The organism is Nonomuraea sp. GTA35, assembly GCF_041950525.1.
Classification (GTDB): Bacteria; Actinomycetota; Actinomycetes; order Streptosporangiales; family Streptosporangiaceae; genus Nonomuraea.
The window spans coordinates 54,936-78,214 of the sequence record NZ_JBGNUV010000018.1; the positions used below are offsets into that span (position 1 = coordinate 54,936).

Annotated in this window: 20 protein-coding genes; 4 read left to right on the forward strand and 16 right to left on the reverse strand. The window is 70.1% G+C overall.

Annotation, left to right across the window (positions count from 1 at the left end; translation table 11 throughout):
- The first annotated feature begins 17 nt into the window (after positions 1 to 17).
- Positions 18 to 1,121 (forward strand): PP2C family protein-serine/threonine phosphatase, encoded by a 1,104-nt coding sequence (locus tag ACBJ32_RS50620; RefSeq protein WP_375133028.1) that lies wholly within the window; start codon positions 18 to 20, stop codon positions 1,119 to 1,121.
- Between the two features lie 59 nt (positions 1,122 to 1,180).
- Entirely contained in the window at positions 1,181 to 2,344 is a 1,164-nt protein-coding gene (locus ACBJ32_RS50625) for a histidinol-phosphate transaminase (RefSeq protein WP_357879416.1), read from the forward strand.
- A gap of 10 nt (positions 2,345 to 2,354) precedes the next feature.
- Here ACBJ32_RS50625 and ACBJ32_RS50630 read toward each other — a convergent pair whose 3' ends face one another.
- From ACBJ32_RS50630 to ACBJ32_RS50640, 3 genes are all read right to left on the reverse strand, one after another.
- The gene (locus tag ACBJ32_RS50630) at positions 2,355 to 3,419 is read right to left on the reverse strand and encodes a glycerophosphodiester phosphodiesterase family protein (protein WP_375133029.1); all 1,065 of its coding nucleotides are present in this window, start codon (positions 3,417 to 3,419) and stop codon (positions 2,355 to 2,357) included.
- A 145-nt stretch (positions 3,420 to 3,564) separates the two neighbouring features.
- Positions 3,565 to 3,888, reverse strand: a complete 324-nt coding sequence (locus ACBJ32_RS50635; protein ID WP_375133030.1) for a hypothetical protein — start codon at positions 3,886 to 3,888, stop codon at positions 3,565 to 3,567.
- 4 nt (positions 3,889 to 3,892) lie between these two features.
- Positions 3,893 to 4,654 (reverse strand): hypothetical protein, encoded by a 762-nt coding sequence (locus ACBJ32_RS50640; RefSeq protein ID WP_375133031.1) that lies wholly within the window; start codon positions 4,652 to 4,654, stop codon positions 3,893 to 3,895.
- Positions 4,655 to 5,189: 535 nt separating this feature from the next.
- Here ACBJ32_RS50640 and ACBJ32_RS50645 point away from each other — a divergent pair.
- A complete protein-coding gene (locus ACBJ32_RS50645; RefSeq protein WP_375133113.1) occupies positions 5,190 to 7,115 on the forward strand; it encodes an ATP-binding cassette domain-containing protein in 1,926 nt (641 codons plus the stop codon).
- Positions 7,116 to 7,232: 117 nt separating this feature from the next.
- Here ACBJ32_RS50645 and ACBJ32_RS50650 read toward each other — a convergent pair whose 3' ends face one another.
- From ACBJ32_RS50650 to ACBJ32_RS50660, 3 genes are read right to left on the reverse strand one after another with little or no spacing between them, the layout of a single operon-like run.
- The gene (locus ACBJ32_RS50650; RefSeq protein WP_375133032.1) at positions 7,233 to 8,099 is read right to left on the reverse strand and encodes a hypothetical protein; all 867 of its coding nucleotides are present in this window, start codon (positions 8,097 to 8,099) and stop codon (positions 7,233 to 7,235) included.
- 33 nt (positions 8,100 to 8,132) lie between these two features.
- Positions 8,133 to 9,044: an LD-carboxypeptidase gene (locus ACBJ32_RS50655; RefSeq protein WP_375133033.1), complete on the reverse strand. Its 912-nt coding sequence runs from the start codon at positions 9,042 to 9,044 to the stop codon at positions 8,133 to 8,135.
- Positions 9,031 to 9,768 (reverse strand): NAD-dependent deacetylase, encoded by a 738-nt coding sequence (locus ACBJ32_RS50660; RefSeq protein WP_375133034.1) that lies wholly within the window; start codon positions 9,766 to 9,768, stop codon positions 9,031 to 9,033. Before ACBJ32_RS50660 ends, ACBJ32_RS50655 begins: the two co-directional genes overlap by 14 nt.
- Positions 9,769 to 9,798: 30 nt before the next feature.
- On the opposite strand from ACBJ32_RS50660, the gene ACBJ32_RS50665 reads away from it, so the two are divergent.
- A complete protein-coding gene (locus tag ACBJ32_RS50665) occupies positions 9,799 to 10,683 on the forward strand; it encodes a sulfotransferase (protein ID WP_375133035.1) in 885 nt (294 codons plus the stop codon).
- A 10-nt stretch (positions 10,684 to 10,693) separates the two neighbouring features.
- Here ACBJ32_RS50665 and ACBJ32_RS50670 read toward each other — a convergent pair whose 3' ends face one another.
- The 10 genes from ACBJ32_RS50670 to ACBJ32_RS50715 all read right to left on the reverse strand — a co-directional run bounded on the left by ACBJ32_RS50670 (position 10,694) and on the right by ACBJ32_RS50715 (position 23,214).
- Positions 10,694 to 12,580, reverse strand: coding sequence for an ABC transporter ATP-binding protein (locus tag ACBJ32_RS50670; RefSeq protein WP_375133036.1), 1,887 nt, complete (start codon positions 12,578 to 12,580; stop codon positions 10,694 to 10,696).
- A gap of 296 nt (positions 12,581 to 12,876) precedes the next feature.
- Positions 12,877 to 13,692: an enoyl-CoA hydratase/isomerase family protein gene (locus ACBJ32_RS50675; protein ID WP_375133037.1), complete on the reverse strand. Its 816-nt coding sequence runs from the start codon at positions 13,690 to 13,692 to the stop codon at positions 12,877 to 12,879.
- Positions 13,693 to 13,819: 127 nt separating this feature from the next.
- Positions 13,820 to 14,035: a helix-turn-helix domain-containing protein gene (locus ACBJ32_RS50680; RefSeq protein ID WP_020547488.1), complete on the reverse strand. Its 216-nt coding sequence runs from the start codon at positions 14,033 to 14,035 to the stop codon at positions 13,820 to 13,822.
- 113 nt (positions 14,036 to 14,148) lie between these two features.
- On the reverse strand, positions 14,149 to 15,747 hold the full coding sequence (locus tag ACBJ32_RS50685) for an ABC-F family ATP-binding cassette domain-containing protein (RefSeq protein ID WP_357879449.1): 1,599 nt from the start codon (positions 15,745 to 15,747) through the stop codon (positions 14,149 to 14,151).
- A 124-nt stretch (positions 15,748 to 15,871) separates the two neighbouring features.
- The gene (locus ACBJ32_RS50690) at positions 15,872 to 18,448 is read right to left on the reverse strand and encodes a Tat pathway signal sequence domain protein (protein WP_375133038.1); all 2,577 of its coding nucleotides are present in this window, start codon (positions 18,446 to 18,448) and stop codon (positions 15,872 to 15,874) included.
- Positions 18,445 to 19,068, reverse strand: a complete 624-nt coding sequence (locus tag ACBJ32_RS50695) for a rhamnogalacturonan acetylesterase (RefSeq protein WP_357879455.1) — start codon at positions 19,066 to 19,068, stop codon at positions 18,445 to 18,447. The genes ACBJ32_RS50690 and ACBJ32_RS50695 overlap by 4 nt, the downstream gene beginning before the upstream one ends.
- A complete protein-coding gene (locus tag ACBJ32_RS50700) occupies positions 19,065 to 19,976 on the reverse strand; it encodes a carbohydrate ABC transporter permease (protein ID WP_375133039.1) in 912 nt (303 codons plus the stop codon). Before ACBJ32_RS50700 ends, ACBJ32_RS50695 begins: the two co-directional genes overlap by 4 nt.
- 12 nt (positions 19,977 to 19,988) lie before the next feature.
- A complete protein-coding gene (locus ACBJ32_RS50705; protein ID WP_375133040.1) occupies positions 19,989 to 20,966 on the reverse strand; it encodes an ABC transporter permease in 978 nt (325 codons plus the stop codon).
- A gap of 62 nt (positions 20,967 to 21,028) precedes the next feature.
- A complete protein-coding gene (locus ACBJ32_RS50710; RefSeq protein WP_375133041.1) occupies positions 21,029 to 22,465 on the reverse strand; it encodes an extracellular solute-binding protein in 1,437 nt (478 codons plus the stop codon).
- A 119-nt stretch (positions 22,466 to 22,584) separates the two neighbouring features.
- Entirely contained in the window at positions 22,585 to 23,214 is a 630-nt protein-coding gene (locus ACBJ32_RS50715) for a DUF624 domain-containing protein (RefSeq protein ID WP_357879467.1), read from the reverse strand.
- Positions 23,215 to 23,279 lie beyond the last annotated feature (65 nt).

The window sequence follows — 23,279 nt, forward strand, 5'->3', positions numbered from 1 at the left end:
GGGGGTGAAGGGGACCGGTGACGGACGACGGGAGACAGGTGCACCGCGACGGGCCGCGGCTGAGCACACCGGCGATGTTGCTGGCGGGCATCCTGGTCACGGTCGTGGTGGTCGCGCTGGACATGGCCACGAGCACGGCGGTGCGGCTGTACCCGCTGCTGATCTTCCTGCCGGCGATCGTCTCGGCCCTGGGCGAGGTGTGGCAGACGGTGCTGGCCTCGGCGTGGGTGGTCGTGGTGGAGATCGGCGTCGGGCTCTACATCGGCGCGGAGACCGACGACATCCTGCTGGCGACCGGGTTCATGGTGGTGTTCGGGACGCTGAGCGCGATCGGCTGCCGCTACCGGGTGCGGCGCGAGGAGGAGGTGTCGCGGCTGCGCTCGGCCGCGGCGGCGCTGCAGCGGCTGATCGTGCGCCCGCTGCCCCTGCGCACGGCCGACGTGGTCGTCAACGGCCTCTACCAGCCGGTGGAGGAGGACGCGATGGTGGGCGGCGACATGTACGAGGTGGCCGCCTCCCGCCACGGCACCCGCGTGCTGATCGCGGACGTCCAGGGCAAGGGCCTGCCCGCGATCGGCACGGCGCTGGCGGTGCTGGGCTCGTTCAGGGAGGCCGCCTACCGCGAGCCCACGCTCACCGGCGTCGTGGCCGCCCTGGAGAACTCCGTGGTCAGGCAGAACGCCTTCGCCGCGCACACCGGCGAGCCCGAACGGCTGGTCACCGCCCTCGTGCTCGACATCGGCAGGGAGCCCGTGGTCGAGGCCGTCAACTGCGGCCACATCGCCCCGTTCGTCATCCACGACGGCGACGCGACCCAGGCGGACCTGGGCGAGCCCGCCGTGCCGCTCGGCCTGGCGGCACTGTCGTCGGCGCCCAGGAAGAGCGCGCGCTTCACGTTCCCGGCCGGCGCGACGATGCTGCTGTGCACCGACGGGGTCACCGAGGCCCGCGATCCCCGCGGCGCCTTCTACCCGCTGGAGGCGCGGCTGCGCGCCTACGCCCGCGCCCCGTCCGGCGGGCTGGCCGCCAGGCTGGAAGCCGACCTGCGCGGCTTCACCCGCGCCGCCCCCCGCGACGACATCGCGATCCTCGCGCTCCGCAGAACCGAACCGTCACCATGAACCACTGACGACACCCGCGCGTACCTACACACATCGGACACGTGGTCCATGGAGGTGTCGTGGAGCTCAGTCTCTTGCGGGCACAGGCGCACAGCCCGTCGTACTTCTCACTCCTGCGCAGCTCGTCGGGAGAGCGCGCCCCGGTGGACTTCTGCATCCCCTGCAACCCCTACTTCCCCACACCGGAGATCTTCGAGCACCTCGGGAGAAATCTGGAGACGATACTCAAGTTCTATCCGAGCGACGCGGGCACGATCACCGAGGAGCTCTGCTCCACGCTCGGGCTCCACCCCAAGACGGTCGCGATGGGCAACGGCTCCACGGAGCTGATCACCTGGATCGACCACCTGCTGGTGCGCGAGAGCCTCGCGGTGCCGATCCCGACCTTCGGCCGCTGGACCGACCAGCCGCTGGAGACGGGCAAGCGGGTGGACATGTACCCGCTGCTGGAGAGCCGCAACTTCGCGCTCGACGTGAACGACTACGTCTCGTTCGTCCGTACGCGCGGCTCGCGGGTGGCGGTGATCTGCAACCCCAACAACCCCGACGGGGGTTACCTGCCCAAGCACGAGGTGCTGCGCCTGCTCGACCAGCTCATCGACCTCGATCTGGTGATCGTGGACGAGTCGTTCGGCGACTTCGTGGACGCCGAGCCGTACCCGGGGATCGCGGCGGAGGCGGCGGTGCGGCCGAACGTGATCGTGCTGCGCAGCCTCGGCAAGAACTTCGGCCTGCACGGCATCCGCTTCGGCTACATGGTGGCCAACCCGGCGCTGGCCGGGCGGATCAGGGACGCGCTGCCCAAGTGGAACCTCAACTCGTTCGCCGAGGTCGTGGTGTTCATGATGCGGCAGTTCATGCCCGAGTACCAGGACAGCCTCAAGCGGCTGGGCAACGACAGGAGGGCGATGTTCCAGCAGCTCAGCACGATGCCGGGGCTGTCGGTGTTCGCCTCGCAGGGCAACTTCCTGCTGGTGAAGCTGCCGCCGGGCCAGGACGGGGTGCCGCTGCGCGACCACCTGCTCACCGAGCACGGCGTGTACGTGCGCGAGTGCGGCAACAAGCTCGGCACGACGAGCCAGTTCCTGCGGCTCGTCGTACGCCCTCAGGAGGACGTACGACGGCTGCTGATCGGCATGACGCAGTTCCTGTACTCGGGCAGCCTGCACGAGATCCCGGTGATCGGCCTGCACCACAGGGCCGTCAACTCGATCTCGGCATGAGGCCGGCGCGTTACCGCTCGCCGCCGCCCTGCCCGCGCGGGAGGTAGCGCTTGGGCAGCTTGAGCCCGCGCGCGTCCATGACCTGCCGCAGCCGGTCGGGGTAGTCGGTGATGAGGCCGTCGACGCCGTCGTCGATGAGCTTGTTCATGGTCGCCTCGTCGTCCACCGTCCACGGGATCACCTTGATCCCGAGGGCGTGGGCCTGGTCCACCATGTCCTTGGTGACGTACGGCTGGTAGTTCGCGTCGGTGACCTTGCCGTTCTGCGGGAACCCGTGGACCGGCGAGAACGCCTGCGCGCCGAACGACTTCACCGCCTTGAGCGGGTCGCCGCCGAAGTCGTCGATGTCGAGGCCGCCCAGCCAGGGCGACGCGCCGGGCCGCCCGGTCTGCAGGAAGTCGCGGTTGGTCAGGGCGACGAGCGGCAGGCGCGGCTCCAGCTCGCGCATCCGCATGAGCGCGCCCCAGTCGAAGCTCTGGATGGTCACCTGCCGCAGCAGCCCGGCCCGGCGGATCTCGCCCAGCGTCACCTGGACGAACTGCTCCCTGGGCGCCGTCTCGCTGGGCGCCCCGGCCTCCACCTTGGTCTCGACGTTCAGCTTGACCCCGCGCGCCCGGTAGCGGTGCACCAGGTCGAACACCTCGCGCAGCGTGGCCATCGGCGCGCCGGGCACGGCCCGCTGCCCGGGGAACTCCGCGAGCGTCCACGATCCGCAGTCCATGGTCCTGACCTGCTGGAGGGTGAGCGTGTTGAGGTACTTGCCCACGTAGGGGAACTCGGGGTCGCCCGCGACGGCGGGCGCGGTGTCGCGGCACTTCCTGTCGCTGATCCTGCGGTCGTGCGTCACGACGGCCTGGCCGTCCTCGGTGATCTGCACGTCCAGCTCCAGCGTGCTCACGCCGAGCTCCAGCGCGTTCGCGAACGCGGGCAGCGAGCTCTCCACCACGAGCCCGAGCCCGCCCCGGTGCGCCTGCAGGTCGAAGTCCCGGTGCCGCCCGGCGTCGGCGGCGGCCGTCCCGGGCAGGGCCGCGAGCGCCAGGGCCGCCGAGGCCGCGAGCGCGTGCCATCTCTTCATGTGTTCGTCCGTCCCCGTAGAGGTGCTGGTCTCGCGACAAGATCGGGCATGCCGGGGACGGGCGGGCGTACGCGGGGTGAGCAGCGGGCGAAGCCTGCGCGATCAGCTGAGTGAGCGCCGGCGGCGCCGCACGTCCCCGGCCGCGTCAGGACGGGAAGTCGTCCGCCGTGACGGCGTCGAGGGCCCGCTGGCCGGCGCGTCGCAGCACCGGCGCCGGCGCGCCGCCCGCCGCCAGCGTCTCGGCCAGCGCGGCCGCGATCAGGCCGTACTGCAGCAGCGTGACGCCCTTGCGGGCGAGCACGAGGCCCGCGGCGGCCTTCAGCCCGAGCCCCGCGACCCGGGCGTCCGCGCCGGGCCGCTCGTCGTGGTCGTCGCCCAGCCGCACCAGGGCGTCCTCGTCCCCGTCGGGGAACGGCCGGCCGAGGAACGCCTCGACGGCCGCCAGCGCGGCGGGCAGCTCCAGGCTCACGACATCACACCGCCTCCGGCACGTCGCCCCCGACCGCGTCGGCCGACCTGACCTCGTCCATCATCGCCGCCATGTCCCGCGCGTACGCCCGCATCCGCAGCACGCCGAGCTGCCGCAACTCCTCCACCCTGGCCATGATCTGCTCGGTGCCCGCACCGGCCTCGGCGCGCCGCCGCAGCAGCTCGTGCCGCAGGTCGTCCAGGGCGGTGTTGACCCCGTCCACCACGCGCTCCCCCAGGGCCCGCGGGCCGCCGTACAGGGCGCGCGGCGCCACGCTCAGCGCGACCAGCCGGGGCCCCGGCGCGCACACCGCGCTCACCGGGCCCTCCGACGTGCCGCGCACGTCCCCGTCGGGCACGCCGCCGATCGTCTCGAGCATCGCGATCAGCCGGTCGAACAGCTCGCCGAAGTCCATCAGCGGCACCCCGGCCTCGGCCCGCAGCGCCGCCGCGCTCACCTCGATCGACGCGGTCACCCGCGCCATCCGCGCGTCCAGGTCGGCCCGCACGGCGCGCAGCTCCCGCGCCAGGGCCAGCGGCTCGACGAACGGGACGGCGGCGTCGACCGGCGACTCCCTGGCGAAGGCGGCGTCCACCGCCTCGGCCACCAAGGCGGCCACGGTCTCCGGATGCTCGCGCATCAGCCAGGAGTCGATCCCGACCGAGACGAGCCTTCCCCCCGCAAGGACGGCGCGCACGCCGGGCTCCCGATGATTCCTGCGCAACTCGACGTACTCCGACGGATCTTCACTGGTGGCCTCTGCCACGCTAATCCCCTGCAGCACGCCCTGAGCAGGGCGTCGCTCCGAGTTCACGACATGTTCGCCCGCCCGCAGACGTGCTCCGCCCGCTCCCGGGCCGGGGTAAGCTGTCCCGGCTAATCTCTTTACACCATAAATAGTCAGCCGACGATGGAAGGGTTCCGTGCTCTCCAGCCACCAGGCAAGCACCGTCCAGACCCGTGACCACACCGCCGCGGACAGCCACGACAACATCCAGGTCCGCGGCGCCAGGGAGAACAATCTCAAGGGCGTCTCCCTCGACATCCCCAAGCGGCGCCTCACGGTCTTCACCGGGGTGTCCGGCTCCGGCAAGTCCTCGCTCGTGTTCGACACGATCGCCGCGGAGTCGCGGCGGCTGATCGACGAGACGTACACGGCGTTCATCCAGGCGTTCATGCCGAGCCTGTCCCGTCCCGACGTGGACGCGCTGCACAACCTGAGCGCGGCGATCATCGTGGACCAGGAGCGGATGGGCGCCAACGCCCGATCCACCGTGGGCACCGCCACCGACGCGCACACCATGTTGCGGATCATCTTCAGCCGCATCGCCGAGCCGCACGTCGGCTCCGCCTCCGCCTTCAGCTTCAACATGGCCGAGGGCATGTGCCCGGAGTGCGAGGGGCTGGGCAAGGCGACCGACATCGATCTGGACGAGGTGGTCGACAGGGAGCTGTCGCTGAACGAGGGCGCGATCAAGGCCCCCGGGTACGCGGTGGACAGCTGGCCCTGGCAGATCGTGGCCGGCTCCGGCCTGTTCGACCCCGACGCCAAGCTGAAGGACTTCACCGAGCAGCAGTGGGCGGACCTGCTCCACAAGCCCGCCACGAAGCTCAAGTACGGCAACAACAACTTCACCTACGAGGGCCTGCTCGTCCGGGTCAGGCGCAGCTTCCTGGGCAAGGACCGGGAGTCGATGCAGCCGGCCGCGCGGGCGTTCGCCGACCGGGCGATCAGGCTGGCCCCCTGCCCCGCCTGCGACGGCACCCGGCTGAACGAGGCCGCCCGCTCGGCGCGGATCCACGGCAGGAACATCGCCGACTGCTCGGCCATGCAGGTCAACGACCTGGCCGACTTCATCCGCGGCATCGACGACCCGCGGATCGGGCCGGTGCTGGAGGGGCTGCGCTCGACGCTCGACTCGCTGGTCGAGATCGGCCTGGGCTATCTGAGCCTGAACCGGGAGTCGTCCACGCTGTCGGGCGGCGAGGCGCAGCGGGTGAAGATGGTGCGCCACCTCAACTCCAGCCTCACCGACGTCACCTACGTCTTCGACGAGCCCACCGCCGGCCTGCACCCGCACGACATCCAGCGCATGAACCGCCTGCTGCTGGCCCTGTGCGACAAGGGCAACACGGTGCTGGTGGTCGAGCACAAGCCGGAGACCATCGCCATCGCCGACCACGTCGTGGACCTCGGCCCCGGCGCGGGCACGGCGGGCGGCCAGATCTGCTACTCCGGCCACCTGTCCGGGCTGCGCGCCTCCGGCACGCTGACCGGCCGCTACCTCGACCACCGCGTACGGCTGCGCGAGAGCTTCCGCAAGCCTGCCGGGCAGCTCCCGATCAGGAACGCCACCCTGCACAACCTGCGTGACGTGAGCGTGGACATCCCGCTCGGCGTGCTGACCGTGGTCACCGGCGTGGCGGGCTCCGGCAAGAGCTCCCTGATCCACGGGCACGTATCGGGCAGGGAAGGCGTGGTGGTGGCCGACCAGTCGCCGATCCGCGGCTCGCGCCGGAGCAACCCGGCCACCTACACGGGCGTGCTCGACCCGATCCGCACCGCCTTCGCCAAGGCCAACGGGGTCAAGGCGGGGCTGTTCAGCGCCAACTCCGAGGGCGCCTGCCCGGCCTGCAAGGGCATCGGCCTCATCTACACCGACCTGGCGATGATGGCCGAGGTGGCGTCGGTGTGCGAGACGTGCGAGGGCAAGCGGTTCACGCCGGAGGTGCTGACGTACCGGCTGCGCGGCAAGAACATCAGCGAGGTGCTGGAGATGCCGATCTCCGAGGCCCGCGACTTCTTCCCCACCGGCCAGGCGGGCACCATCCTCGACCGCCTCGTCGCCGTCGGGCTCGGCTACCTCGGCCTCGGCCAGCCCCTCACCACCCTGTCGGGCGGCGAGCGCCAGCGGCTCAAGCTCGCCATCAACATGGCCAAGAACGGCACCACGTACGTGCTGGACGAGCCCACGACGGGCCTCCACCTCGCGGACGTGGACCAGCTCCTGGCCCTCCTCGACCGCCTCGTGGACGACGGCAACACGGTCGTCGTCATCGAGCACCACCAGGCCGTCATGGCCCACGCCGACTGGATCATCGACCTCGGCCCGGGCGCCGGCCACGACGGCGGCCAGGTCGTCTTCTCCGGCACCCCGGCCGACCTGGTGGCGAACGGCACCTCCCTGACGGCCATCCACCTGCGCGACTACGTCAACCGCCCCTGACCCTGGCCTCCGGTCCCCGCCCTCACGCCACGCTCCGGCGAGCCTTCCCGGAGGTGAGGGCGGCCCGGCCACCCCCACAACCGCCGACGGCGGACAACCCCGCAAGGCGACGGACCGTCAGACCGCCAGACGGGCCAGGACGCGGGCGAAGTCCGGCGGCGGCGCCACCACGAGCCTGGTCTGCCCGTCCCTGGTCACGATGTCGGCCCTGATCAACGTCAGCCGCCCCGCATGCCACCAGTGAACCTGCGAGCTGAGCCCATCCGTACGGGCGGCATGCACCCGCAGCCGCTCGATGGCCCGCACCACCCCGATCCCGTCCACCGGATGCACCAGCAGCGTGTACGGATCCGGCAGTACCACGAGCACCCCGTCGCCCGGCACCGCCAGGTAGTCGCCCAGCCACCGCAGGTGCGTGGCAGCCGACGGGCTGGAGGCGGTCAGCCGGGTGACGGGCGTGCCCGACAGCTCGATGTACTCCACCCGCAGCCGCTCCTGCCCCCGCACGTTGGCCACGGCCAGGTCGAGGGCCTGGCCGGTGGGCACGGGCCAGCATCCGGACTCCTCCGGGCGTACCGGACGTGTCCCGACGGTCAGCAGTTCGACGAGGTCGGCGTTGAGGTGGCGGCCGACGACGCGGGTCAGGTCGGGGATCTCGTCCACGGCCTCCACGCGGGTGCGCATCAGCGGCCGTACCTGGTCGAGGTCGCACACGTCCAGCCGCTCGCCCGCGGTGGCCACGGCGTGCGCGAGGTGCTCGGAGACCAGCATGGGCCAGTCCTCCCTGGCCCTGCGCCCGGCCTCGCGCCGCAGGCCCGTGAGCCGGACGACGAGCGCCCCCGAGCCTCCGCTGAGCGTCACGGCGGAGCCGTCCTGGGCGAACGCGAAGGAGTATCCGAGGGACTCCGCGACGAGCGCGAGCAGCGAGTCGAGATCGACGTCCTCGACCGGCCGGCGAGAGGGCTCACGCCTGAACAAGTTCACGCGTCGTGTCCCTTTCTGTCGGATTCGTCCCTCCTACCTTGCCTGCTCCTCATTCCGCATCATGCCAGTTAGGGAGCACGATTCGGTATCGATACCACCAAGTGCGCCAAGCCAGACACTGTGCTGCGGAGACCCGTGCCCGACCGGCAATCCGGCCACGATCGGCACCCCGAGCGGCCCCAGCCGGTCCTCCAGGACGGGGTACGGATCGCCGCACTGCACCCACGACCCCAGCGCGATCCCGCGCACCCCGTCGAACACGCCGGCCTGCAGGAGCTGGGTGAGCATGCGGTCGATCCGGTACGGCTCCTCGCCCACGTCCTCCAGGAACGCGATCGCCCCGGCGAAGGACGGCTGCCACCGCGTGCCGCACATCGAGGCGATCAGCGACAGGTTCCCGCCGCGCAGCACGCCCTCGGCCCGCCCCGGCGCCAGAACCCGGTCGCCGGCCACCGTGGTGGTGGCCGTGCCGAAGAGCGCCTCGCGCAGGCTCTCCCACGTAAGCGGCTCGGGCCCGCTCTCGTCACCCGCGATGACGTCGCAGGCGGCCATCGGCCCGTGCAGGGTGGGCACCCCCAGCTCGGCGGCGAACGCGTTGTGCAGCGCCGTGATGTCGCTCGACCCGAGCAGCACCTTGGGCCCGGACTGCTGAACAGCCTCGCGCATCAGGTCCCAGTCGAGCAGGCCGAGCAGCCGCCCGGCGCCGTACCCGCCCCGGCAGCAGAACACCCCGGAGACGGCCGGGTCGCACCAGGCCGACTGCAGGTCGGCGGCCCTGGCGGCGTCCTCGCCCGCCAGGTAGGGCAGGCCCTGGCGGTCGAGCACGTGCTCGCCCACGACCACCTTGAGCCCGAGTGACTCCAGCCGCCGGACGCCGCGTCTGAGCAGCACGGCGCTGGGCGGTCCTGAGGGGGCAACAATGGCGACGGTGTCACCTGGCCGCATCGATCAGCTCCTTGACGAGCGCGGGTAGTGCCTGGCCGATCGGCTCGTTGATGACTCGATCGGCGAACGGATCATACGGCGTGGGCTGCGCGTTCACGATCACGAGCCGGGCGCCGGCGTCCAGCGCCTCGCCGCACAGCCCGGCCGCGGGATGCACGGTCAGCGAGGTGCCGATCGCCACGAACAGGTCGCACGAGCGGGCCGCGTCGAGCGCCGCGTCGACCACCTCGGACTTGAGGTGCTGCCCGAACGAGATCGTGTTCGACTTCTGGATGCCGCCGCAGCGGGGGCAGGGCGGGTCCGCCTCGCCCGCGGCCACCCTGGCGAGCACTTCCTCCATGGGCGTGATCAGGTCGCAGGACAGGCACTCGGCGCGGCGCATGGTGCCGTGCAGCTCGATGACCTTCCCGGGCGACGAGCCGGCGCGCTGGTGCAGCTCGTCGATGTTCTGCGTGATCAGGGCGCGCAGCAGGCCGGCGTGCTCCAGCTCGACCAGCGCGTGGTGGGCCGGGTTCGGCTGGGCCTGCCAGGCCGGGGACTCCAGCCTCGCCTGCCACGTGGCGCGCCTGACGTCGGGGTCCGCCAGGTAACGGTCGATCGTGGCGTTGGCCTCGGCCTGCGGATTCTTCGTCCAGACCCCCTGCGGCCCCCGGAAGTCGGGGATCCCCGAGTCGGTGGAGATGCCCGCACCGGTGAGCACCGACACTGACGTTGGCTCGTTCACCTGGCAAACGGTGTCACACTTGCTTTCCGTATGCGACTTCCGCCCCACATCCTCGTGGTCAACGGCATCAAGGTCCGCCGGCCGGTCTTCCTGCTCGGAGCTCCGCATTCCGGCGTGGACCTGCTGGCCCGCGCCCTGAAACGCTCGCCGGGCTTCCACGTGACGATGGGCCGCGCGAGCGTGGCGCACGTGGTGTACGCCTTCGCCCGCAAGCCGTCCATCGCCCGCACGTCCGGCGCCGTGCGCGTCATGCGTGACGCCCTCGCCGAGTCGTGGCAGGTGCTGCCCCGCTCCTGCGGCGAGTGCGCCGAGCCGTGCCGCGAGGCCGGCGGCGTCACGGGCCTCGGCCCCTGCGTGTCGGCGGACGACGTCACCCGCTTCGGCGACGGCAGCCCCGACCTGCTCTACAGCGCGCCGGTGCTGCTGCAGGCCTTCCCCGACGCCCGGTTCGTCCAGCTCATCCGCGACGGCCGCGACGTCGTGGCCGGCATGCTGGGCGACCCGGCCTGCCTGGCCTGGTTCAAGCCGGCGATGCTGACCGAGCAGACCGAGTTCCCCAACGCGTTCCTGGGCGTCAACAAGGACGAGCACCTGGAGCGCTGGAAGACCATGCCGGCGGCGGGCAAGAGCGCGCTGCGCTGGCGCAGCGCGGTGCGGATGAGCGCCGAGCTGCGCCGCACCCTGCCCGAGCCGCAACTGCTCACCCTGCGCTACGAGGACCTGATCGACAGGCCGCCGGAGTCGGTGGCCACGCTGTCGGAGTTCCTGGAGACGCGGGTGTCCAAGGTCGTCCTGTACGACACCGCGGTGCCCAAGGTCGGCGCCTGGCGCACCCGGCTGCGCCGCGACGACCTGGAGCTGGTGGAGAAGGTCGCCAGGCAGGAGCTCAAGCGGCTGGGCTACCAGCACAGCTGAGCCACGCGGCTCAGGCGGCCGGGCTGCCCGCGGAGCTGAACTGGGTGCGGTAGAGCTCGGCGTACAACCCGCCGCGCGCCAGCAGCTCCTCGTGCCCGCCGCGCTCGGCGACCTGGCCGTCGTGGATGACGAGGATCTCGTCGGCCTCCCTGATCGTCGAGAGCCGGTGCGCGATGACCAGCGACGTCCGGCCCTCCAGCGCGGTCTTCAGCGCCACCTGGACGGCGGCCTCCGACTCGGAGTCGAGGTGGGCGGTGGCCTCGTCGAGCACGACCACGCGCGGCGCCTTCAGCAGCAGCCTGGCCAGCGCCAGCCGCTGCTTCTCCCCGCCGGACAGGCGGTAGCCGCGGTCGCCCACCACGGTGTCCAGCCCGTCGGGCAGGCTCTCGACCAGCTCGCCGATCTGCGCGGCGCGCAGCGCCTCCCAGATCTGCTCGTCGCTCGCCTCCGGCCTGGCGTAGCGGAGGTTGGCGCCGATCGTGTCGTGGAACAGGTGGGCGTCCTGCATGACCACACCCACGGTGTCGCGCAGCGAGTCGAGCGTGGCGTCGCGCACGTCGATCCCGTTGATCCGCACCGTGCCCTCGTTGACGTCGTACAGCCGCGACACCAGCGAGGTGATCGTGGTCTTGCCCGCCCCGCTGTGGCCGACGAGCGCGATGAGCTGCCCCGGCGCGGCCGTGAACGACACGCCCTTCAGCACCGGGTAGGACGGGCCGGTGTCCTGCCTGGCCACCGACTCCAGCGAGGCCAGCGAGACCTCCTCGGCGGCCGGGTAGCGGAAGCGCACGTCGTCGAACTCGATCGTCACGGGGCCCTCGGGCACCGGCACGGCGTCCGGCTTCTGCGCCACCATGGGCTTGAGGTCGAGGATCTCGAAGACCCGGTCGAAGCTGACGAGCGCGGTCATCACGTCCACGTGCACGTTCGACAGGGACGTCAGGGGGCCGTACAGGCGCATGAGCAGGGCGGCCAGGGCCACCAGGGTGCCGAGCTCGAAGGCGCCGGAGACGGACAGCACGCCGCCGATGCCGTAGACGAGGGCGGTGGCCAGCGCCGCGATCAGGCCGAGCGCGACCCGGAACACGGTGCCGTACATGCCGACGGTCACGCCCACGTCCCGCACCCTGGCCGCGCGCCTGCCGAACACCTCTGCGTCGTCCTCGGGCCTGCCGTACAGCTTGGCGACCATGGCGCCGGCCACGTTGAAGCGCTCGGTGGTGACGGAGCTCATCTCGGCGTCGAGCTCCATCTGCTCGCGGGTCAGGGCCGACATGCGGCGGCCGACGTACTTGGCGGGCACGATGAAGATCGGCAGCAGCACCAGCGCGACCAGCGTCACCTGCCACGACAGCGCCAGCATCGCGCCCAGCACCAGGACCAGGCTGACCACGTTGGACACGACGGAGGACAGGGTGCTGGTCAGGGCGCGCTGGGCGCCGATCACGTCGGTGTTGAGCCTGCTGACCAGCGCGCCGGTCTGCGCGCGCATGAAGAACGCGACCGGCATGCGCTGCACGTGGTCGAACACCTCGGTGCGCAGGTCGTAGATCAGGCCCTCGCCGATGCGCGCGGAGAACCACCGCTGCGCCAGCGTCAGCCCGGCGTCCACCACCGCGAGCGCGGCGATCGCCACCGCCAGCCCGATCACCACGCCGGTCTGCTTGAGCAGGATGCCGTCGTCGATGATCGCCTTCATCAGCAGCGGGTTGGCGACCACGATCACCGCGCCCGCCACGACGAGCAGCAGGAACGCCGTGATCTGCCGCGTGTACGGCCGGGCGTAGCGCGCGATGCGCCGGACCGTGCCGGGACGCAGCCGCTGCTTGGTGACCGAGCCGTCGCGCCGCAGGGACATCATCATGCCGGGGCCGAAGCCCCCACCCATCATCGCCATCCGGGGGATCCCTCCTCCTCCGCCGGAGACAGCGCCGCCGGAGCGCCTGGGGATTCCCGTCTCAGCTCACCGCGAAACTCCGCACCCGCGTGCCGTCACCCCGCCGCGCGCGGCGGCCGGACGCCCCATGCCCCTTCAGCGTCCCTTGAAGGGCCCTCTGGGCGCCACGGAGGCCCCTCTGCGCATTTCGCCCCCGATCACCGCCAAGCGGGTGCCACGGCCCCCTCACGGCCCGGCGGCGGGCGAAGGGCGCTCACCGCCGACGCACGTCAACCGCGGATTGCTTGACCGTTCAATCAGCCGAACAGCGCCTTGATCCGCGCCGCCTGCTCGATCCCCTCGGCCACACTCTGCTCCTCCAGGGTGCGTGCCTGCGCCCCCTGGAGGAGTCGCTTGGTCGCCACGGCCGCGTCCCGGTTGGTGGACAGCAACTGCGCGACCTTCTCACGTACCGCTTGATCCAGGTCGCCCCCGGCGACCACTCTCTCGGCGAGGCCGATGCGCATGGCCTCGTCGGCGTGCACGGTCCTGGCGGTCAGGCAGATGTCGATCGCCTTGGCCAGGCCCACCAGCTCGACCAGGGGCTTGGTCCCCGTCAGGTCGGGCACCAGGCCCAGTGCGGGCTCTTTCATGCAGAACGAGACGTCGTCGGCCACGATCCGCAGGTCACAGGCGAGCGCGAGCTGGAACCCCGCCCCGATCGCGTGCCCCTGCACTGCGGCGATGGAGACGATCTCCGGGCGGCGCAGCCACAGGAACCCCGCTTGGGCCTGCCTGATGCGCTGCTCGAAACCGGCGCCGTCACTTCTGGCCGCCGAGCTGAAGGAGCCCTGTCCGGGCACCCCCTCAGGTGTGAACATTCGCAGGTCGATGCCTGCCGAGAAGGACGGTCCCTCACCTTTCACGACGACGACGCGCACCTGCTCGGGCAGGCTCTCGCCGATGCGAGCCAGTGCCGACCATGTCGCGAACGTCTGTGCGTTGCGCTTTTCCGGCCGGGCCAGCGTGATCGTCGCTATCTCACCGTCCACCTCGAAGCGGACTCCGCCCTCTGCCGTGGCAGGGCCGTCGTCCGTATACCCCCCGCGCTGTTGCGCCTGCGCTTCCGCCATCGCCCGCTCCTTGTCGTCGGACTGCTGCTGACCGTCGCGCCCGAGCCTACAGAATATCGTTCTGGCTCGGGCGCGACGGCGGCTGACTAGGGACGGGCGGCTGCGGTCGCACGTTCCGAGGCGGCCGTCAGCGCTTGGACTTGCCTCGGGTCGCCCCGCCGCGCCCGCGCAGAGTCACACCGGACTCGCTGAGGATGCGGTGGATGAACCCGTAAGACCGACCGGTCGAAGCGGCCAGGGCGCGAATGCTTTCGCCCGCGGCGTAGCGCTTCTTGAGATCGCCGGCCAGTTTTTCCCGGTCGGCCCCGGTGACCCGGGTGCCCTTCTTCAGTGTCTCGGCCACGAGTACCTCCTGTAGTGCCGGACTTCCGCAGCGTTACTCCGCCATGATCAGTCATTTCAGCGGGATCGGCTACCTACTCCACGGGAAAAGATCCGTACCCACTCAAATTAAGATCAGGCAAGTGCCACAAGATCGGAAAATTCGTCGCTCCACGCGTCTTCAGTTCCGTCAGGTAGCAAGATCACCCTATCCGGTGACAGGGCGTCAACGGCACCCTCGTCATGTGTGACTAGGACGATTGCTCCTGAATACGACCTCAGAGCGTTGAGAACCTGCTCGCGGCTGACCGGATCGAGGTTGTTCGTGGGCTCGTCGAGAAGGAGGACATTGGCACTGGAGAGCACCAAGATCGCAAGTGCGAGCCTGGTCTTCTCGCCACCGGACAGAACGCCGGCGGGCTTGTCGACGTCGTCACCGGTGAACAGGAACGAGCCGAGCACCTTGCGCAACTCGGTGTCGGTGAATTGGCCCCCGGCCGAGCGCATGTTCTCCAGAAGCGTACGATCGGCGTCGAGCGTCTCGTGCTCCTGGGCGTAGTAACCGACCTTGAGGCCGTGGCCCGGCTTCAGCTCTCCGGTGTCGGGCTCCTCCATGCCGCCGAGTATGCGCAGCAGCGTCGTCTTGCCCGCGCCGTTCAGGCCGAGGATGACGACCCGGTGACCTCGGTCGATGGCCACGTTGACGTCGGTGAAGACCTCCAGCGACCCGTACGACTTCGACAGCCCCTCGGCCATGAGCGGCGTGCGCCCGCACGGCTGCGGCTCGGGGAAGCGCAGCCGCGCCACCTTGTCGCTCTGCCGCTCCTCCTCGGTGCCGGCCAGCAGGCGGTGCGCCCGGCGCATCATGTCCTGGGCGGCCTTGGCCTTGGTGGCCTTGGCGCGCATCTTGTCGGCCTGCGCCAGCAGCGCGCCGGCCTGTTTCTCGGCGTTGGCCCGCTCGCGCTTCCTGCGCTTCTCGTCGGTCTCGCGCTGGGCCAGGTACGCCTTCCAGCCGACGTTGTAGTGATCGATCACCGACCGGTTGGCGTCCAGGTGCAGGACCTTGTTGACCGTCGCTTCAAGAAGGCCGACGTCGTGGCTGATGATCACCAAGCCACCTTGATGACTGCGCAAAAAATCACGAAGCCACCCGATTGAGTCCGCATCTAGGTGGTTTGTGGGCTCGTCGAGAAGGAGAGTTTCCGCCCCGCTGAAAAGAATTCGCGCCAATTCCACGCGCCTGCGCTGGCCGCCGGAAAGCGTTTGCAACGGCTGCCCCAGCACCCGGTCGGGCAGGCCCAGGCTGGAGGCGATGGAGGCGGCCTCCGACTCGGCGGCGTACCCGCCCAGGACGTGCATCTGATCCTCGAGCCGGCCGTACCGCCTGACGGCCTTCTCCCTGGTGCGGTCGTCGGCGGAGGACATGCCGAGCTCCGCCTCGCGGAGCTTGCGGATGACCTCGTCGAGCCCGCGCGCCGACAGGATGCGGTCGCGGGCGAGGACCTGCAGGTCGCCGGTGCGCGGATCCTGGGGCAGGTAACCGACGCTGCCGGTGGTGGTGACGGTGCCGGCGGCGGGTATGCCCTCACCCGCCAGCACCTTGGTCAGCGTCGTCTTGCCCGCGCCGTTGCGGCCGACGAGCCCGATTTTGTCGCCGGGATTGACCCGGAACGAGGCTTTCTCGATGAGCAGGCGCGCGCCCGCGCGCAGCTCGATATCATTAGCGATGATCATGGTGACCGGACACTCCCGAGCTAGGAAACGAGGATTGGGCGTGCGCCGCCGGTCAATCGGGAGTATGCATACCGATCAGTGTAGGGCTCCCAGCGGGAGCCCCACCTCTTGTTGACGGCCGTCGTCAGGCCTTCGCCAGGTGCTCGCCGATCAGCACCAGGTTGTGGATGGCCGCCAGGCCGTACTGCGCGGCGCTGTTGGTGCTGACGAACGGCGCCTCGTGCACCGGGTGCGGCACCTCGGGCCCGTCCACCAGGGTCAGCTCCCACTTCTCCTGGTGCTGCAACGGATTGCGGTTGAGCTGGTCGCCCTCCCCCAGGCGGAACTTGCGCCACGCCCAGGCGGCCAGTTCGGCGTCCCCGGTGCGGGCCGCCGCGTACGCCGTGAGCCGGCTGTGCGCCTGGATCAGCGAGATCCCGCTCAGCCGCTGCCCCACCTCGGCCTCCTGCTGCTCCGGCGGCGCCAGGTAGAGCCGGCAGTACTCCAGCCACGCCTCCTCGAACCCGGACACGCCCAGGTCGAGCGCGATCAGCTCCGCGCACATCTCCGGCAGCCCGAACAGCGACGACAGGTGCGAGATGGAGATCTGGTCACGGGAGGTGTCGAAGCGCCCGGTCTCCAGGTCCAGCCGGCCCTCGCCCGTCAGGAAGCGGCGCGGCATCGCGCCGATGTCGGCCATCGTGCCGAGCAGCCGGTCCCTGGCGCGCTCGTCGCCGTGCCGCTCCCACCTGGTCAGCCAGGCCGCCGCCAGCGAGCCCCAGTCGGTGCCGAGCCCGACCGACAGCGCGGACGGGTCGGGGGTGTAGACGTCCTCGCGGACCTTGCGCAGCGGGTCGATCGCCAGGAACGTCTCCTCGGGCACGCTGAGCTCGTCCATGAGGTCGCCGGTGCGCTCGTCGGCCGTCAGGTAGTAGTAGAAGCGCCGGTAGGCGGCGTTGGAGATGCGCAACTGCTTGCAACTGCAGCCCCAGTGCTGCACGTTGTGGCGGCTGCCCAGGCCCTTCCACCTGCCGAGGTGGTAGACGTCCACCTCGCCGGTGTGGCGGGTCATCGACTCGGCGAAGCGGAAGACGTCGGCGCGGCCGGTGCGCAGGAACTGCAGCCACAGCCACAGGTCGGGCGACAGCTCCGAGTTGTCCCAGGCGTAGCCGCCGACGTCGTAGCGCCAGGTGTGCCGGTCCTCGTCGTAGGTGTGCATGACGTCGCCGTAGTCCCAGAACCCGTACCAGCGGCGCTGCTCGCGCTCGCGTACGTACAGGTCGAAGAGGAAGTCGAGGCGGTCCTCGATCTCGGCGTGCGCGGGGGTGACGCGGTCGGGCAGGCCCCAGACGCCGAACACGCCCGCCTCGCGCACCCGCTCGGGGCTCGCGACCAGCAGCCCGGGCTCGTTCATGGCGGCGGCGTGCGCGGCCAGCTCGTGCGCGGCGGGCGTGGCGTCGTGGACGCGCAGGCTCAGCTCGTGCGTACGGGCGATGCCGCGCGGATCGCCGAAGCCGGGCTCGTAGTCCTCGTAGGTGATCTCCAGGCCTTCGAGCTGCTCCTCGAAGGTGTCCTGGCCCATGCCGTCGTGGTAGAAGCGCAGGTCCATGGCCGGGGCGGACGGCGACCACAGCCAGATGGTGGCGGTGGCGACGTCGGTGGCCGCGTTCCTGACGTCGAGGCGGGTGGGGTGCAGGCGCCAGAAGTCGCGCAGCCCGAAGCCGAGCCCGCCGCTGACGCCGCCGACGTAACCGTAGCCGTTCGAGCGGGCGCCGGCCGGGATCGTCACCCAGGCGTGGCCGTCCTTGGTGCGCTTGCGCAGCGTGTAGCCGTCGGCGGAGGTCTGGTCGAGGGTGTAGTCGTTCCAGGCGGGGATGAGGTGCAGGCGGCTCGCCACCTCGGGGGCGAGCTCGCCGGCCGGGCGGCCCTCGACCTGGGCGCGGCGGGCGGCCTCGCCGGGGTCGAGGCGCAGGCCGGTCAGCCCGCGCACGGCCTCGGTGAGGAAGCCGTCGCCGCCGGCCAGCCGCACGTGCCGGTCGTGCAGCTCGTCCCGCATGACCACGTCGGCGCGCAGGCCGAGCCCGGCCAGGAAGTCGCGCTCGGGGTCGCCGTCCCAGATGAAGGTGTGCAGGACGCGCACGTGCTCGGCGCCCGCGTGGAAGTACAGGCGCACGGTGAACGGCAGCCGGCCGCCGTGCCTGCCCTCCAGCCGGACGACCGCGCGCAGGGGCCCTTCCTGCTCGACCGTGACGCTCTCGACGACGCCCTCGGCCTGCTCGCGGGCCACGTGGCCGCCCTCGTCGGGGGTGGGCCCGTCCTGGTGGAGGCTGATCAGGCGCACGTCCCTGGCGATCTCGCGGCTCCCGCGCGAGATCGACCGCGCCACCGCGCCGCCGCCGATGCGCCAGGTGACGACGCCCGTGCTCACCGCCAGGTCGCGGCCCTCGCGGGTGACGGTGACGGCGGTGCCGGGGGCGGCGGGCTCGCTCCCCGGTTCGAGCCGGTATCCCCTGGCGGCCGGTCCCGCGCCGATGGCGTGGGCCGTCCACTTGACGGAACCGTCCGGCCAGGTGGCGGTCACCCAGCTCTGCACCGGCACCTGCCGGCCGTCGCCGTCGGCCAGCGCGAACGGCGTGCCGCGCTCGACCGTGCCGCGTGGCCACGGGACTCCCCAGGTCACCCCCTGCTCTCCCGGTCGGTCCAGCCAGCGCAGCTCTGTCATGCGATCTCCTTCAGTCGCTCGGCGACGATGGCGGCCACCTCGTCGGCGCCGCGGAAGCAGAAGTGGGTGTCGTCGGCCACGCCGTCCGGGTAGAGGGGGTGCGTGCCGGGCGGGAAGTGGGTGAACAGGGCCTTCGAGCCCTCGGGGCCGAGGCGCTCGTACAGCTCGGTGGTGGCTCGCGTGAGGTCGATCAGCGGCACGTCCTCGGCGGCGGCCAGGTCGCGCACGCGGTCGGGGTAGTCGCCGTGCGTGGGCACCAGCCGCCCGCCGTCGAACCTGCGCCGCTGCACCGGCGTGCACAGCACCGCGAGCGCGCCCGCCCCGCGCGCCTCCTCGACGAAGGCGCGCAGGTTGTCGCGGTACGGCAGGCCGGGCTCCTTCTGGTCGTTGTGCCCGAACTGGATCACCACGACGTCGCCCGGCGAGGTCTCGCGCAGCAGCGCCGCCCACAGGCCCTCGGCGCGGTGGCTGGCCGTGGTGGCGCCGCCCTTGGCGAGGTTGCGCACCGGGCCGCCGACGTACGATCCGAGCTGCGCCCCCCATCCGGACATCGGCGCTTCGAAGGCCGGGCAGGAGGCGACCGTCGAGTCCCCCGCCAGCAGCACGGTGCGGCCGGTCACTCCTTGACGCCCCCGATCAGCACGCCCTTGGCGAAGTGCTTCTGCAGGAACGGGTAGAAGAACAGGATCGGCAGCGTCGCGATCACGATGATCGCGAACTTCACACCCTGCTCCGGCGGCACCCAGGTGCGGTCCATCTGCGACAGGGCGGCCGCGGGATCGGTGGCCACGAGCTGGCGGACGAGGATCTGCAGCGTCCACTTGTCCGGATCGGTGATGTACAACAGCGGCGACATGTAGTCGTTCCAGATCGCCACCGCGTAGAACAGCGCGAACGTCGCGATGATCGGCTTGGACAGCGGAAGGACGATCTTGAAGAAGACGCCCATCTCGTTGCAGCCGTCGATCCTGGCCGCCTCCTCCAGCGCCTGCGGCAGCTCCTGGAAGAAGCTCTTGACGATGATCAGATAGAACGGGTTGATCGCCAGTGGCAGGATCAGCGCCCAGTAGCTGTCGAGCATCCCCAGGTCGCGCACCACCAGGTAGGTGGGGATCATGCCGCCGGTGAAGACCATCGTGAAGATGACCAGGTTCAGCACCAGGGTGCGGCCCGGCAGGTACCGCTTGGCCAGCGGGTAGGCCATGGTGAAGGTCAGCATCACCTGCACCACCATGCCGACCGCGGTCACGATGACGGTCGTGAGCAGGGAGCGGATGAAGGTGGGGGTGGCGAAGATGTACTCGTACGCCTCGGTGACGATCTTCTCCGGCCACAGGAAGAACGGCCTGGAGGCGATCTCCGGCTCGGTGGCGAACGACGCGGCCAGCACGTAGAGCAGCGGCAGCACCGTGATCAGCGCCAGGCCGACGAGCGCGACGACGTTGAGGGCGTCGAAGACGCGGCTGCCGGCGGAGCTGTTGTTGTTGACCGCGAGCTTCTTGGGCTTGGTCTCAGTCATAGTGGTCATGCCCGGGGCCCCCTAGAACAGTCCCCGCTGGCCCATGCGCTTGGCCAGCCAGTTGGAGCCGAAGATCAGGATGACGCCGGCCACGCCCTTGAACAGGCCGACGGCGGTGGAGTAGCTGAAGTTCCCGTTCTGGACGCCTGCGTAGTAGACGTAGGTGTCGAACACCTCGGCGACCCCGCGGTTCAGCGAGGTGGTCATCAGCCAGATCTGCTCGAAGCCGGAGTCCAGCAGGTTGCCGGAGGCGAGGATGGCCATGACGACGACCGTCGGGCGGATCGCGGGCAGCGTGACATGCCAGAGCTGGCGGAATCGGCCGGCGCCGTCCATGCGGGCGGCCTCGTACAGGTTGGGATCCACGCCGGCCAGCGCGGCCAGGTAGATGATCGTGCCCCAGCCCGTCATCTTCCAGAGCTGCTGCAGGATGACGATCTCGCGGAACCACTGCTCCTGCGCCATGTAGTCGATCTTGGTGGTGTCGCCCAGCAGATCGCGCATCCAGGCGGCGATCACGCCGAAGTCGGCCGCGAACAGCACGTACGTCAGCGCCGCGACGATGGTCCACGACAGGAAGTGCGGGATGTAGATGAGCGACTGGACCGAGCGCTTGAGGATGTTGACCCGCAGCTCGTTCAGCATCAGCGCGACGATGACCGGCGCGGTGAAGACGAACAGGATGTGCAGCGCCGCCAGGATCAGCGTGTTGGCCAGCAGCCGGGCGAAGTCGGGCCCGGAGAAGAGCTGCTCGAAATGCTTGAAGCCGACCCAGGGGCTGCCCGAGTAGCCGAGGAACGGCAGGTAGTCCTGGAACGCGATCGTCACGCCGTACATCGGCAGGTACTTGAAGATCACGAAGTAGGCGACGCCCGGGAGGAGCATCAGGTAGAGCCAGCGATAACGCAGCACCGCCGTGCCGAGCGGCACCTTGTCCGCCCTCTTCGGCTTCTTCGCCTTGGGCGCCGCCTTCGGAGGCGTCGCCAGGTCGGTGGCCACAGCGGCCTCCTTTCGATGTGAGGGGCCCGGAAGGAGCCGGGCCCCTCACGCGGGGGGTCGTCCTACTTGGGGAGCTTGGCGAGCAGGTCGTTGACCTCGGTGATGATCTGGTCGCCGCCGCCGTCGTGCCACTTCTTGATCTCGGCCTTCAGGCCCGCCTCGTCGATCGCGCCCGAGAGGAACTTGACCCGCGCGTCACCGATGATCTTGTCGATCTGCGGGCCCTTCTCGATCTGCGCGGGAGCCACGACGGGCAGCGCGACGTTGTGCACCGCCGTCTTGAGGTCCTCCTCCACCAGCTGCTTCTGCTTGGCGATGATGTCCCGGTACGGCTGGCCGGGCGGGATGCGCTGGTAGGCGATGCCGCCGATGTCCATCGTGCCCTTGGTGCTGAGCTGCGTGAACGCGTCGTCCACGTTGTCCTGGACGGTCCTGACGGCGGGGTCGTCCACGTTGATCAGCGTGGCGGTGTCGCCGTTCTCGACCTTGAAGTTGCGGCCCTCGATGCCGTTCTGCAGCAGGACCTGGCCCTCCTTGGTGGCCAGCTTGTCCAGCGTCTTCAGCACGTTGTCCAGCTCGGCCTCGGTCCGCACGCTCTGCTTGGAGATGGCCAGGGAGTCGGCGTAGCCGCTGAACGGGTAGGAGAACTTCTTGCCGTCGGAGCGCGCCAGGTTGCCGACCAGGGTGACCTTGTCACCGTAGTTCTTGTCGCCGTCCTCCCTGAACAGGTCGAGGACCTGGCGAGAGCGGATGTTGACGTCGATGATCATGCCGCCCCTGCCGAAGAAGAACGGCTCGTTCCACTTGGCGGTGTCGAGGGTGGCGAAGTCGGGGTTGACCAGGCCCTCGTCGACCATCTTCTTGAGGAACTTGTTGGCCTCGATGAACTCCGGCGTGTCGAAGCCGGGCACGACCTTGCCGTCGCGCTCGCCCCAGCCGGTCGGGGCGCCGAACCAGGTCTCGACCACGTCGTACGGGCTGGCGCTGGCGTAGGAGCTGGACGGCCACTTCGGGATGATGAGGCCGTAGGTGTCCTTCTTGCCGTTGCCGTCGGGGTCCTTCTCGGTGAACGCCTTGGCGACCTCGTAGAAGTCGTCGATCGTCTTCGGCTCCTCCAGGCCGACCTTCTCCAGCCAGTCCTTGCGGATCACGATCGCCGAGCGCAGCAGGGGCCGCATCCGGTAGAGGCCGTAGATCTTGCCGTTGACGGAGGCGTTGAGCGCGGTCCGCTCGTCCACCGGCTTGAGGTTCGGATACTTGTCCAGCTTGTCGGTCAAGTCCCAGAACGCCCCGGCCTGGGCGGACTTGACGAACGCCGGCATCTTCGGGTCCACGACCACGACCTGCGGAATGCTGTCCGAGGCCAGCGTGACGTTCATCTTCTCGGTGTACTCGGCGTTGGGGACCCAGGTGACCTTGATCTTCTTGCCGAGGAACTTCTCGATGGCCTGCTGCAGCTCGCCGGTGGGCTCGGGCGCGGTGCCGAACAGCTTCGCCATGAAGGTGATCGTGTTCGGGTCGGACTGAGCCGCGTCGCCACCACCGGAGCAGGCCGAGGCGGTGAGAGCAGCCGTTAGCGTTAACACACCGGCGAGAAGCCGCCGACGACGGGATGCGCTCATGAGTTCCCTTTCGAATGCAAGCGCGCCTCGTTCTCCTGGAAGAAGCGCTGGCAGAGCCACGTGTTGAGATAGATCCACGCGCCGAAGCTGATCATCGGCGCCAGGAGCGGCGCCACCGAGGTCGCGTAGGCGATGGCTGAGAGCGCTAGCAGCAAGATCACGGACGACGCCGGACGCAGCAGCGCTAGTTGTGCCGCCTTGAGCCAGTAGGCCCACAGCGGCAGGTCGTAGTGCGCGTAAAGCGGCCCTACATGTGCCCCCACACCCGCCAGCACGATGAGTGCCACGAAACTGGCGATTCGCGGCGCTCCGTGGTCGGGACCCAGTGCGGAGAGGTAGAGGTAGTTGCCGACCAGCACGATGGCGGCGAGCACCGCCGGCAGGACCAGCAACGAGGCCCGGACGAACTCCCGTCGGTAGACGGTCCAGAATTCGCTCCAAGCCTGAAACGTTTCATTCCGGGCACGCCTCCGAGCCAGGGTGTAGGCGGCTACGGTAGCGGGCCCGAGCCCGAGAATCACGCCTCCCGCGAGGGTGAACACGAGCCAGATCAGGTTCAGGCGAGCCGCCCAGATGACCTCTGAGCAGGCAGCTTGAATCCTGATCGACATGGCGGGATGGTTCATCCGGCACCACCTTCTCGTGGCATGTGCACGGATACGGGGGTGGAGTATTGCACCGTGGTTCCTGC